Below are 13758 nucleotides of genomic sequence, written 5' to 3' on the forward strand. Positions count from 1 at the left end.
CTCGTCCCGACAGGAGCCATCCGCATCATGACCACCACCGCCGAAACACACGCCGCACTCACCGCAGCAGAAGAACACGTCGAGTTGTGCACCCGCCGACTGAGCGTGGTCATGACCGAATGCGTCGATGCAGTCGCGTCGCAACTGACCGATCGCCTCGACGCCCTGGCGAAGGTGGTTGTCATCGCTGAACCCGCAATCACACTGAACCTGGGCACCAGCGGCGTCGAGCAGCTTCGCCGCGAACTCGCCGGGGTCGCCCACCGCGAAGGCACCCACCTGCGTTCGGCGGTCGGAGACCTCGACTGGAACGAAGAGCACGAAGCGAACATCGCGCGGACGATGGGCAAGTACCTGTCCGACAGGATCATCCCCGACGTCAAGAGAATCCTCACACTGGCCGGTTACACCTCGGCGGTGCATCTGCGAGAAAGTACGCCCGACTACAACGAGGTGATCTACGCGGGCAAGACGCTACTGATTTTCGAGCGCGACTATCCGCCGCTGGGCGATGCATTCAGCGAGCTGTTCAGAGCCGAGCACACGAGCTGGCGGGCGCGACAAGCACACGAGCTGGCGTGCGTCGAAGAGGTATGGGACGCCTCGACGCCCGCCAACCGATAACACCGCCCGGCGGGTGGAGGCGTTGACAGCCAACGAGTGTCCGGGTGTCAACGTGTCGCCCCGCCGCACCTAGAACAGATGCAGCTGATCGAGCGGTTCAGCAGCACCGAACAATTCGCTGGTGCGCTCCGGGTCGCCGCCACGAGTGAGGTAGTCGCGGATAGCCAACGACCGCGACACCCGCGATTGCAGCGCAGTGGGTATAGGACCGCGATGACGGCCGAGCATGACTGCGTACGCGAGATTAGTTGCTTGAGTGCCGATCTGAACGTGCTCGGGATCCACCCGCACACACAGCGGCTCGTTGCAGTGATGCTCACCAATTGACTCGAGAGCAGAATTGTCATCGCCGGCGGCGCTCAGTTCCGGATACTTGAGCAGCAGCGCGAATCGATGCGCCGACATGGCTCGCTGCCGGTTGTTGCGTCGGAACGTGATTCGACCGTAGCCATCAGGAGAACTGACAGCACCTGTCCAGAAATAGCACCTCCGAGACCGCACAACGTGAGACCAAAAACGCTCTTCGGTTGCCGCATCAGGGACTAATGTTCGATCACCGCGCACCTTGCGGACCGAGGGGTCTGCAAGGTGCGCGGCTTTGTTGTCGTCGAGGTCGAATAACGACCACTGGAGTTCATTCATAGTGCGGCGCATCGACCGGCAGTGCATCACACAGGTGTGACACCTGCCGGTCGTCAGCTTAAGAGGCCATCGCCGTCTGAGCGGTGTCCTCGGTGCTGTGCTCGTGCACCGCGCCCACGCCCGTTTGTGCCGCGTGGTTGTCAGGCGCTTGAGCCGGTGCACCGGAACTGGGGTGCGGGTCTTCAGAGGCCTCGTCAGCGGCCGGCGGCGCTACAAGCTGCGTCAGCGCCTTGGCTCGCCCCGTCGTGATCCCAAGGAGCTTGGCGGCCGCGCCCACGCTGCCTTCGCGGCTGACGATATCCGCGATCGCCGTCCCCATCTGGATCTCTGAATCGGCGGTCACCTGTTTGAGGTTCACCGCTGCCACTTCGATCGCAGACTGTTGTTGATAGAACGCGGCCATCGACTCTTCGTTCGCCTCTAGCCGTGCCTTGCGCGCTGCCTCGCGGGCCTCACGCTCTTCTCGATCCTTGCGGTCGGCCTCAGCCTGAATCTCCGCTTGACGCGAACGCGCCAACTTCCGTGCATCTTCCTTAGTTAATTTCCTGGTCGCCATACCCGCCAGGGTAGCGCCGAATGCCGATAGTTCCCACCGTGTTCGCTACTCGATTACTCCATCCGATAGCCAACCGGGAAAGACATCATCAATGGCAGCAGTCAACGCCTCGTGCGGCGCACGGTCGCACCCGAGGAAATCCATCGTGAATCGAAGGGCCTTGTAATACGCAACAATTGCGATCTTGAGTCGTCGTTCGAGCGACTCGATCTCGATGTGCAGGAGGTTGTTCCCGCGTCGCAGTTGGCGAGCTTGGTACAGCGAGGGATGCGTGCCAGCAGAGAGGAATGCGTAGATGCCTTCCGCCTGGCGTCGGTCAACCGTTACACCACCGAACCGTTGGAGAAGATCAAACATCCACCCCACAGCCACCTCGAGGCGAGGCAAGATTTGCCCGGCCATCGTGCGACCTGGCTCGCCTTCATTGATGTGGTCGTGCTTGCCTCGGTCTAAGTGGGCCGGGGTGGTTCCCGGAAACGTACTCATTGCCCGATTGCGGACGATGGCCCGGCGGGTGCAGGCGATTTGGTAGGCGGGTGACTCTTTGCCGCCCATCTTTTTGGCGGCCTCCTTTGCGGATTCGCAGCTGTCGAATTCTTCGAGGTAGGCCCGCGCGAGGATCGCAGTCGGGGCCAGTTGCGGATCCGCGCCGATGACCCACATCGCGTGCGCGCTGTTTTCGACGATGGACCGGATGAGGGGGATCGGCGGGAACACGGCTTCGCCACTGCGGTAGAGGGCCGCTAAGCCTCCCAAATGGTAGGCGGCGACCTGCAGGTAGGAGAGGACGACGTTCTGCACCAGTTCAAATCCCGCAGCGATACCGTCTGCAGCGGTGCCGTCTGCAGTGACTGCAGGATCGGCGGAATTGAGTACGTCGCGAACCTTGGCGCCATCAGACCCCGAAGCCGGTTCCCAGTTGCCTGTCGCGCCGACCTCAAGAAACGCGGTTCGGCAGGCGTCGGCAAGGTTCGCCAACTCGTCGAGTCGAACCATCACATTGTCGGACGCCGCCTGTTCCACGCCGATCACGATAGCGAGCACGCGGTCCACCAGGCCACCCATCTCACGCCCACCACTAACACTTCCTCACCCCCGCTCCCCACTCCTGCCCCGTCCCGTCCCCCTCACCCCCGCACCCGCTTTTTCCAAAATCCGAAAATCCACACGCCTTCCCGATCCAAACCCCAAACCAACACCACACACCTCTTGCACTAAGGTCACAAAACAGTAACGAACCGCGCATGCCCCGATTTTCGCCCCTACGGTCGGGGCGTGGCCATGTCCATGCACAAGCTGACCGCCGGGACAGGGTACGAATACCTGACCCGCCAAGTCGCAGCCATGGACGCCACCGACAAAGGCCGCGTATCGCTGGCCGACTACTACAGCGCCAAAGGTGAATCCCCCGGCCGCTGGCTCGGCTCAGGCCTCGCCGGCCTGGCCTCCTGCGGCGCGGGACGCACGCTCGAGCACACCGCCCCATGGGCAGTCGAGGCCGACTCCGTGGTCACCACCGAGCAGATGAAGGCTCTCTTCGGAGAGGGCCGGCACCCCAACGCCGATGAGATCGAACGAACCTATACCGGCGCAGGTGCCGGTGCGAAAGTCGCGACCGAGGCGTCCAAGCTCGGCGCCCTCTTCCCCGTCTACACCGCCGAACCCCAGTTCCGCCTTGAACTGGCACAGCGGTTCAGCGAGTACAACATTGGGCGGGGCGAGAAGTGGAACACCCCCATCCCCGACGAGATCCGGGCCGACTTCCGCACCACACTGGCGCGCGAAATGTTCACTGCCGAACACGACCGCGACCCCGCCGACGACCGCGAACTGTCGGGCTACCTGGCCCGAATCAGCCGCCCCAAACAGTCCGGCGTTGCCGGATACGACCTCACCTTCTCCCCCGTCAAATCCGTCTCCACCCTCTGGGCCATCGCGCCGCGCGAGATCATGGACAAGGTCGAACAAGCCCATCAAAAGGCCGTCGCCGACGCCGTGGACTTCATCGAAAACCACGCCCTGTTCTCGCGTTTGGGGACCAAAGGCGTGCAACAGGTCGACTGCCACGGGCTCATCGCAGCCGCATTCACCCACCGCGATTCACGCGCCGGCGACCCCGATCTACACACCCACGTCACCGTCAGCAACAAGGTCCAGGTCACCGGCCCTGACGGCATCACCCGATGGATGGCCATCGACGGCCGACCGCTGCACAAGGCCATCGTCTCGGCCTCCGAGCGGTACAACACCCGCCTCGAAGCGCACCTGTCCGAGCTCCTGGGCGTCTCCTTCGCCGAAGTCAACGCCCCAGACAAAGGCAAACGGGCCGTGCGTGAAATCGTCGGCATCGACACCAACCTGATGACGGCGTGGTCCTCACGACGTGTCGCGATCGAAGAACGAATCGGCGAGCTGTCCACCGCGTTTCAGGCCGATCACGGCCGCGAGCCGACCTCCACCGAAGCGTTCGACCTGGCTCAACAAGCCACACTGGAAACCCGCCAAGCCAAACACGAACCACGCTCGCACGCCGAACAACGCACCGCCTGGCGCAACGAAGCTATCCGCATACTGGGCAACGAGACGGCCCTATCTCAGATGGTCGACGGCGCGGTGTCGACGACCTCCCAGACCCGCACGACAGCACTGACGCCCGAGGAAGTCAGACGCTGCGCCGAGCGCATCGTGACCGTCGTGTCACAGAAACGAGCCACCTGGCAACCCCCGCACCTGCGCGCCGAAGCAGAACGCCTCCTACGTTTCGGGATCCCCGCCGAGGCCGGTACGGCAGTGAGTTCGCCGCTGGCGGTGGACCTTTTAGATGACGCGGTCGAACAGATCGTGGCCGCCGCCACCGGCGCCCCGCACAGCGTGTCACTGGCATCCTCGCGTCTGGACGGGGAGATGGGCGAGCCGGAACTGTTGCGGCGCAGTCGTGGCCACGGGGATGCGTCGGTGTACACCACCCACGACACCGAACTGTTCACCAGCGAAGCAATCGTCGCCGCCGAACGCCGCATCGTGGCCGCTGCCCAGCAACGCGACGGCCGCACCATCGACCCCACCGACGTCGACCTGGCGCTGCTGGAGCAGACCGCCAACGGCCGCTCCCTCAACACTGGACAGGCAGCGTTGGTTCGGGAGCTGGCCACCTCCGGTCGACGCGTACAGGAGGCGCTGGCACCGGCCGGCACCGGCAAGACCACCGCAATGCGGGTGCTCGCTCGGGCCTGGAACGCCAGCGGCGGCACCGTGCTGGGTATGGCCCCGACCGCCGCCGCAGCAGCGGTGCTGCGCGAAGAACTGCAGACGCCCACCGACACCCTGGCCAAGTTGGTGTCCCTGGCCGAGCACGAGAGCTGGTACACCGAGCAGCAACGACTGGCTGCGACTCCGCGATGGCGCGGCCTGCTCGATAAGGACCTCGGCCGTCGCGCCGACGCGGCGCGGGAGGGCCTGCGCAGTGGCGCGATTCGCTCCGGTGACACTCCGGAGTGGTACCGATCTATCGGTCCCCAGACGCTGCTGGTCGTCGATGAAGCGGGGATGGCCGGCACCCCCGACCTCGACGTGGCGATCTCGCACATCCTGTCCCAGGGCGGCAGCGTCCGCCTCATCGGCGACGATCAACAGCTCGCGTCCATCTCGGCCGGCGGTGTGCTCCGCGACATCGCTCACACCGCTGGCGCGGTCACCTTGACCGACGTGGTCCGCTTCTCCGACCCCGCCGAAGGCTCCGCGTCACTGGCCTTGCGCGACGGCGATACCGCCGCCTTGGGCTACTACGCCGACCACCATCGCATCCACACCGCCGCCGACGCAGCGGCCGCCGCTCAGGCCTATACCGCATGGTCCGCCGACCGCGACGCGGGCAAAGAATCCGTGATGCTCGCCCCAATCCGCGACACCGTCAACGAACTCAACGCCCGCGCCCGCTCCGACCGCCTCGTCGCCACCACCGGTACCCCAGTCGGGCCGATCGCCGACCTCGCCGACGGGTTGCAAGCCTCAGTCGGTGACACCATCTGCACCCGACGTAACAAACGAGCGCTGCGACTCTCGGCGACCGACTGGGTGCGCAACGGTGACCGTTGGACCGTTCTGGAAGTCAGTGACACCGGCCAGATTCGGGCCAAACACCACACCCTAGGCCGGGAAATAGTCCTGCCCGCCGACTACGTCCGCGAGAACGTCACCCTGGGCTACGCCTCCACGATTCACGCCGCCCAAGGCATGACCGCCGACACCTGCCACGTCATCGGCTCAGAAGGACTCTCGCGGCAACTGCTCTACGTGGCCATGACTCGCGGCCGCCACAGCAACCACGTCTACCTCTCAACCGCCGAAGCCGACCCCCACAAAGTCACCACCCCCAAAGCCCTCAACCCCCAGACTGCCGTGGAAATCCTCGGAGCGGTCCTGGCCCGCGACGGCGCCCAACAGTCCGCCACCAGCACCGCCCGCGAGGCCCGAGACCCCCTCCAGCGCCTCGGATTTGCCACCGACGCCTACGTCGATGCCGTCGGCTCAGCGGCCGAAGCGTTCGCCGGCCCCGAAGTCATGAGCGCCATCGACGCCGCCGCCGAGACGGTTCGCGAAGGCCTTACCGACGAAGCTGCCTGGCCTGTACTGCGCAAACACCTGGCCATCATCTCCGCCCAGGGGCGCGACCCCGCCGCCGCTCTTGCCGCCGCCGCGAGCTACCGCGAACTCGACACCGCCCAGGACGCCGCAGCCGTCCTCGACTGGCGCCTTGACTCCACCCAACGACATTCCGGCAGGAGCGGACCGCTGCGCTGGATCACCGGCGTACCCGCAGCATTGGCCGCCGATGACGGCTGGGGACCGTACCTGACCGGCCGTGCCGAGCGAGTCACCGAACTGGCCGAGGCGGTCCGCGAACAGGCACGCGCCTGGACCCTGACCGACGCCCCGGTCTGGGCACGGCCCTACGTTGCGGCCCAGGCCGCAGACCTCGTTGCCGACCTCGCTGTGTTCCGCCTCGCCTGCGGTGTTGAGGACACCGACCGCAGACCCGCCGGGCCCACACCCTTCGCCAACACCCCCGCCAAAGAGCACCGCACCCTCACTCGCCGCGCCGAACAAGTCGTGGCCACCACCACCGACGAGCGGTGGACCACACTGGCCAACCGTCTCGACCGGCACCTCACCACCGACCCGTACTGGCCCGAACTCGCCGAGCAACTCTCGATTGCATCCCGCGCCGGCCTGAACGTAACCGGCTTGGTCACCGACGCAGCAGCACGCGGACCTCTGCCCACTGAAACCCCTGCAGCAGCTCTGTGGTGGCGGCTATCTGGAGTGCTGGCACCAGCCACACTCGACACCACCGCCGCACAACTGCGCCCGGACTGGATCAACGATGTCAGCGCCGTTCTCGGCGAGCAGACCGCAGCCATCGTGATCTCCGATCCCGCCTGGCCTGGCTTGGTCGCTGCCATCAATGCCGCCGACTCGACCTGGACCGCCCGCGAACTACTCACCACCGCTGATCAATTGCTGCATACCGGTGGCGACGGCGACCATGTGCGTCCCGACGAATACGCCCGATCACTGACCTGGCGCGTAGACCTGCTCACCGCCCACAACGCGTTCGCCGACGACTCCATCCCGCTTCCCGAAGAAGGCCTCGACCCCGAGGCCGAAGAAGCCGCACTCGCCGCCGCCGGCCTCCTCGAGGACGATCTCGGCGACAGCCAATCCCTGCACACGACAACCCAACACACCCAGGACACGACCACCGATGCTGCCGTCGACCCGATCGAGGACGAGAGCTACCTAGACGCTCTCCTGGAGTCAGAAGCCCCGCCCGAACCCGGATACGAGCCACAGGATGAGCCTCCCTACGCCGACCTGGACTTCGAGGATCACTCCCCGATCCCACCGGCACGGTCTGCTGACCCGCGTCTGGCCGCTGAACTGATCGCCGACCATCGAGAGCTCACCCATCAACTGGGCGAACTCCAAGACCACATCAACGAGCTGCGCGCTGCAATCCTCGACAGCACACTCATGGGCCCCCACGAGCAGGCCGCCCAGGCGACGGTCATCGCGCTGCGTGAGCGCTACAACACCCAACGGCCCATAGTTCTGGCGGCCGATCGAGTCCACGCGCGATGGGCAGAACTGGAAGAGGGCGCCGAAGAATCCGCCCGCGCCCACACCACAATCGCTGACACACTCACTGCGGCACAGGACGACAACGATGAGGCGGCGATCGCACGACTCGAACCGATGGAACGCACCATGCGGCTCTGGCGAGACTCGGCCAGAGAACTCGCCGACTCGGTCTTCGATGACCTCATCGACGCCCGGGCCGCTGTTGAGGACGTTGCGGCCGCCACCGGAGGACTGGTCAGCGGCACCGACATCGAACGCGTCCGGATGACCGCCCAGCAACTCGACATCGACAACCTCAACGAGACCCGAGCCCGACACCACAGCCTTGAGGGCAGACTGTTCCGGATCGAAGGGATGCTCGCCCATCGCCACGGCATCGAACGGTGGAGTCTGCATAATGCCGACATCATGGCCGACCTGTTGGCTACGCCTCCCGCAGCTGATCGAACCCCCGATGCCGGTCCGACCGCCACTGAGGTCGGCATCGACCACTCCGTCGACGCCGCCGCCGAGCCTGCACCCGAGCCGGCCACCGACCCCGCCGAGATCCTGCGCGGCGAACCCGTCCGTCGCCTCACCGACATACAACTGGCCACCGCCATCCGAAGTATCCGAAAACGCCTCGGGCGCAGTGACAACGATTTCATTGGCTGGAAGCCAGACACCGAAGCAGAACATCGGGTCCGCACGCGTCACCGCGACCTGGCCACCATCGTCGACCGGATTCGCACCGCCCAACAGCACCACGCCGACGCCCAGACGGCCCAGCAGCAGGTCGGTGATCTGCAGACCCAGGTCTCTGACACCACTACGGCCCTGACCTCAGCTCGTCGACGCGACAAACCAGCGCTACAAGCGCAGCTTGAGCGCACCACTCAGGAACTCCACACAGCCCAACGTGCAGCTGCACAGGCACAGGCACTGGCGCAGCAATCAGCTACCGCCACCGGTCACCCCACCGCCGAGTGGCCCGCCATCGTGGCCGCGGCCGAGGACTTCCCCGCTAAAGCCGCCGAACTCGCCGCTGCCCGCGACCGCGACACCCACAGCGCGGCCGCCTACAACGACGCGCTCGCTCAGCGCGACACCGACCGTACGAAACTCGACGCGGCGCTCGCAGAACATGGCCGCCGTCAGAACCTGGACCCAGCGGCCCGCGCCGCCGAAAACGCCGCTCGAGGTGAACAACCGTCCCGGCCGCGGACGGCAGCACCCGGACAAGCCTCCGCCGGCCGCAGACAGTCTGCGACACCCACGCCCGAGTCCGTCGTTGAGCACGAAGCCCCGATCGGCCCCGGCCCGGATCTGGGACTGTAAAGAAGGTAAAAAATTCGAACGCCCGGACCGTCGTGGTACTTTCGGTTACAGAGCCGCCTCGCATGGCTGACCCCGAGTCACCTGGAAGCCCGCATCTTCCATCGACACTAAGGGCAAGGTCCGTCACCGGATCTGCGACATCGAGATATATCCATCCCACATTGCACTGATACGTGTGATGAATGCGGGTCATCACCCAGTGAATGGAGAAACCGATGGTCAAAGGTCACCGCAAAAAGCACGCCGCCCGCGCTTTCAAGAAAGCGAACCCCGACGTAACCCACCCCGAAGCACGTCGCCGAATCAGCGGGCAACCGCGGCCCGCATCTCCCGACCCGAGCGAGTTCGAAATAGATCTTGGAACCGTCCTGACACACACAATGACAGGCAGTGAGGACGACCTCCTGGGCCAAGAACTAACGAACATCCCTGCCGGTTCGGCGTTCTTTGTAGACCTGGACGAGGAGCTCGGTGATATCACCGTCGACCAGGTGGTGGAGTTCCGTGAGTGGACGGCGATCCACGATGTTCACGAGACCTACGAGGGCGGCGGCCAAGTCGGTGAGTGCTCCATCGAGGCCACCTTAGAATACTCCGCGACCATCGCCAAGGCCGACTACTACGCGGCGCCCGCATCAGCGACCTGGGCGGTATCGGACCCGCACTGGTCCCCCACCCATATTCTGGTCACTGGCCACTTCGACGCGGAACTGACGTACCACTTCCAGGCCACAACTGCCGAAAGCCTGGAGGACTTCACGCTGCACGGACTTTCGCGCATCGATAACACCAGCGCTAAGCAACTCGCCACCACTCCCATCGTCCCTGAGGTCACGAACTGGATGTACGACAAGTACCGCCACAGCCCGTGGCCGATCGACACCGGAAAACCCTGGCTTGCAGCGCGTTTCGAAGCGCGTGCCCGCCGCGAGCAAACCGAAATAGACACCTACGGAAGGCTCCGGCCCGTCCTGCCCGACGACTCGCTCGACCCCGAAGTGCTCGCCAGAGACCTGCGTCTGCTGAGCTACGGCGACGGCAGAGCTGTACTCGCCACCAGAAGTCGAGAGTCCGATCTCCGATCCTTCGCTCAACAAATCGGGGTGGAAGCCGACCAGTGGCAGACCTATTGGCCCGCCTATCGGGAACCTGCAGAGGTAGATGCCGAACTCAACGCAGCACTCGGCCGGTTCCTCGCTGCCCGAGAGGATCCCGACGCGTAGCAGAGAGATGAAATCGCAGCAGTCGTAGAGCGGCAGGACGGTAGCTGCCGGTTGGTGGCTACCGTCCGTAGACCCTGCCTAGTAGCTACTTTGAGCCGGTTCAGGTCCGTCCCTGGGCGTTGCTCGTCGTGGGCAGCGTGAGGTTCACCGGTGTTGCGCCCGCCGACAGTTGCTATGAACGACGTCACGGTGGGCGACGACCTGCCAGATGCCACTGGGGAGAATGAGGTCGATGGGCGACCGAAGACAGCGAGTCATGGCGCTGGCGTCAGTGTGGCCGATCGTCGATCAGAAGATCTCTGGCTGGCCGGATTCCGTGGCACGATGACCGCCGACGAATACCTGCGCGAGGTCGAAGCCGAATGGGCTGACAGCGTCGGCACGTACTTCACTGAGGACGAACTCCCAGCGGCCACGGTCGGTTACGCGATGACCCCGCCGCCCGAACGCGCTCACGGGCAGGTGGCCGCCTGGCCTCTCGCCGTGCACTGTTCGGACGAGCGTTACAGCGGCCATCTTGCGCGCGAGGGGCCGCGGGAACGCGCCACGGGGCACGAGCTGAGCGCCGCGTATGTGTGAGGACCAGCTCAGTCCCAGAGGTCATCCACGGATTGCTTCTTCTGCGCTTCGATAGCCTCATTCAACGCGTACTGCGCAGATTCCAGCCTGGCGAGCGCAAGGCTCAGTTGCTCGTCCTTGCGAGTGCGATACAAGTCTTGCGGGGCAAATTGGCCCGACACCTCGAATCCGTGCGCTCTGAGTGCAGCTGAGATGGGCTCCATCCGGCCCTTGTACAGATATGTGAACAGAGAGCTGTGAATGGGCTCGCCGTTCCTGTCTGACCAAATGACGCGGTCGCGCGCGCCGAGCAGGTCGGCCGCCATTGCAGTCGCCACGTCCGCTAGGTCGGCGCGTAGTTCATCAATGCCCGCCTTGCCGAGTGCCGTCGCCACGTCCGGTTGATCCTTGGCCACTCGCTTGCCCAGTTCGTCGATCCGGTCACGTAGTCCGTCAGCCACACCCGCCAGGCAACGATCTTTCTCGGCGTCTGCGATCTGCTGGCATTCGACAGCCTTGGCCCTTGCTACTGCAACGGCGTCGTATTCGTCTGTCATGTTGGTGCCCCCTCTGTTGGCGGTTGTTGTGAACGAACTGCATCATTCTGCCCGCGGGGTGTGACAGGGCCACCGTCGTGTCCGGCACATTAGCTTTGCTTCGAGAATCCGGGAGTGTCCGATTAACGGTGGATCCGACCTTGATGTCGGTTAGTTACCGTTCGGGGTGATGCGTCCTTCGAAGGTGATCGCAAACGCATTGAGCGCGGGCTTCGTCCTTATTGCCCATCGTGCCTTACCTTTCCCTGTCGGGTCCAGAGCGCGCGTGGCCAGATACAAGCATTTGAGCGCCGCCTGTTCGGTCGGGAAGTGCCCACGCGCCCGCACAGCGCGCCTGTAGCGAGCGTTGACAGACTCGATCGCGTTCGTCGAGCAGATGACGCGCCTGATCTCCACGTCGTAGTCCAGGAACGGAACGAACTCACTCCACGCGTTGTCCCACATCTTGATGATCGCTGGATACTGCTGACCCCATGTCTGCGTGAACTCAGCGAATCGTTCCTTCGCCGCAGACTCCGACGGAGCGGTGTAGACAGGTTTGAGATCACGCGCCATCGCATCCCAATATTTACGTGAAGCGAACCGAAAAGTGTTGCGTATCAGATGAATAATGCACGTCTGCACCACAGCAAGTTCCCAGACGGTGTTGATCGCCTCAGGCAATCCCTTCAGTCCGTCGCACACCACGATGCAGACGTCCGCCACACCACGATTCTTGATCTCGGTCAGGACCGAGAGCCAGAACTTCGCGCCCTCACCGCCCTCGCCGGCCCAGATCCCCAGGATGTCGCGTTCGCCATTGACGGTGACCCCGATCGCCACATACATCGGCCGGTTGGTGACCTGCCCATCGCGCACCTTCACGTGCACCGCATCAATGAACACCACCGGATACACCCGGCAGATTCTAGGGATTGTTGCGAATCCCTTGGGCTTTTAGTTGGTAGCGTAATCCTTGCATGAGTTGGTGCGGTGTGTGGTCTTGAAGCTCTTTTCGTGGCCTGTGGTTGAGCTCGGCGGCGACTCGATCAAGGTGCGCCTGACTCCACTGGCTGAGATCAGTGCCCTTCGGAAAGTACTGCCGTAGCAACTTGTTGGTATATTCGTTCGTTCCTCGCTGCCATGGAGAGTGTGGGTCGGCGAAGTAGATGTTCAGCCCGGTCGCAGCCTCGATCCTGCCGTGCTGGAACATCTCATTGCCTTGGTCCCACGTCAATGTGCGTCGCAATTGCGTTGGCAGCGAAGCAAATGCGACGATAAGCGCGTCAGCGACGGTCTGCGCGCAGTGGTCACCGGGTAGATACACGAGCCTGGTCAGTCTGGTCTTTCGATCGACCAAGGTGGCGATGGCCGACTTTTGGCCTGCGCCGATGATCAGATCCCCTTCCCAGTGTCCGGCTTGTTTGCGGGACTCGGCCGCGGCGGGTCGGTCGTGGATCGATTTCATCGACGTGGACTGCTTGAGAGCGCCGTCCTTGGAACGTCCCCGGCCACGTCTGTGGCGGTAGACCCGGCCTGTGCGCAACGTGGTCTGAGTAATCGTGATGATGCCGCGGTAGATGGCGTCGTAGATCGTCTCCGCACAGACATGCCATTGAGGCTGATTGCGGTACCTGCGCCGCAGCCAGCGACTGATCTGTTCGGGTGACCAGCAGACAGTTAGTTTGCCGGAGATGGCATTTCGCAATCTGGACTCGGTATCAATGATCCGTTCTTTCGGGCGGCGCCGGCGCCCGAATGCTTGATTGTGGGCGTACCAGGGTTGGTAGGTGCCGTCAGCCTTTTTGTTGCGTGAGATCTCCCGATAGACACTCTGGTAGCTCTTCCCGATCCGGGCAGCTATCGCCTTGACGGGCTCCCCGTTGCTGAGCCCGTCGGCAATCTCGATCCGGTCGTCCTGACTGAAGTACCGCGAACTGATGGGTTTTGATTCGGATATTTTCACGCTTCCAGCATCGATAAACCAGAGGGAGCCGCAGCTCAGTGACACGCCGACCCGGCGCGCGGCTTCGGCGCCGGGCAATCCCTGCCGTATCAGTTCAAAGTAATCCCGCTTGATCTCAAGCGAGGCGCGATTGTGTCCTCCACGTGGCATCGGCAATCTCCTGGTCACGATTCGCAACGATCGCTAGAGACTGCC

At 64.0% G+C, this 13758-nt stretch carries 9 protein-coding genes and 1 pseudogene; 4 read left to right on the forward strand and 6 right to left on the reverse strand.

Features of this window, described 5'->3' with window-relative positions:
- The first annotated feature begins 27 nt into the window (after positions 1-27).
- Positions 28-624, forward strand: coding sequence for a hypothetical protein (locus BFL43_RS03075; protein WP_084890662.1), 597 nt, complete (start codon positions 28-30; stop codon positions 622-624).
- A gap of 69 nt (positions 625-693) precedes the next feature.
- Here BFL43_RS03075 and BFL43_RS28390 read toward each other — a convergent pair whose 3' ends face one another.
- The 3 genes from BFL43_RS28390 to BFL43_RS03090 form a co-directional block, all read right to left on the reverse strand.
- The gene (locus BFL43_RS28390; protein WP_143695057.1) at positions 694-1029 is read right to left on the reverse strand and encodes a hypothetical protein; all 336 of its coding nucleotides are present in this window, start codon (positions 1027-1029) and stop codon (positions 694-696) included.
- A 295-nt stretch (positions 1030-1324) separates the two neighbouring features.
- Positions 1325-1822: a hypothetical protein gene (locus BFL43_RS03085; protein WP_084890666.1), complete on the reverse strand. Its 498-nt coding sequence runs from the start codon at positions 1820-1822 to the stop codon at positions 1325-1327.
- 45 nt (positions 1823-1867) lie between these two features.
- A complete protein-coding gene (locus BFL43_RS03090) occupies positions 1868-2887 on the reverse strand; it encodes a hypothetical protein (RefSeq protein ID WP_084890668.1) in 1020 nt (339 codons plus the stop codon).
- A 216-nt stretch (positions 2888-3103) separates the two neighbouring features.
- Between BFL43_RS03090 and mobF the strand changes: the two genes are divergently transcribed.
- The 3 genes from mobF to BFL43_RS03105 all read left to right on the forward strand — a co-directional run bounded on the left by mobF (position 3104) and on the right by BFL43_RS03105 (position 11082).
- Entirely contained in the window at positions 3104-9280 is a 6177-nt protein-coding gene (mobF, locus tag BFL43_RS03095; RefSeq protein ID WP_084890670.1) for a MobF family relaxase, read from the forward strand.
- 380 nt (positions 9281-9660) lie between these two features.
- The gene (locus tag BFL43_RS03100) at positions 9661-10503 is read left to right on the forward strand and encodes a hypothetical protein (RefSeq protein ID WP_084890672.1); all 843 of its coding nucleotides are present in this window, start codon (positions 9661-9663) and stop codon (positions 10501-10503) included.
- A gap of 174 nt (positions 10504-10677) precedes the next feature.
- On the forward strand, positions 10678-11082 hold the full coding sequence (locus BFL43_RS03105; protein WP_084890674.1) for a hypothetical protein: 405 nt from the start codon (positions 10678-10680) through the stop codon (positions 11080-11082).
- An 8-nt stretch (positions 11083-11090) separates the two neighbouring features.
- Here BFL43_RS03105 and BFL43_RS03110 read toward each other — a convergent pair whose 3' ends face one another.
- The 3 genes and pseudogenes from BFL43_RS03110 to BFL43_RS03120 form a co-directional block, all read right to left on the reverse strand.
- On the reverse strand, positions 11091-11618 hold the full coding sequence (locus tag BFL43_RS03110) for a hypothetical protein (protein ID WP_084890676.1): 528 nt from the start codon (positions 11616-11618) through the stop codon (positions 11091-11093).
- 150 nt (positions 11619-11768) lie between these two features.
- Positions 11769-12515: pseudogene (locus BFL43_RS03115) on the reverse strand (IS256 family transposase); the annotation flags it as partial.
- Between the two features lie 10 nt (positions 12516-12525).
- Positions 12526-13731, reverse strand: coding sequence for an IS30 family transposase (locus BFL43_RS03120; RefSeq protein WP_240497974.1), 1206 nt, complete (start codon positions 13729-13731; stop codon positions 12526-12528).
- Positions 13732-13758 lie beyond the last annotated feature (27 nt).

The organism is Williamsia sp. 1135 (assembly GCF_002095395.1).
Taxonomy (GTDB): Bacteria; Actinomycetota; Actinomycetes; order Mycobacteriales; family Mycobacteriaceae; genus Williamsia.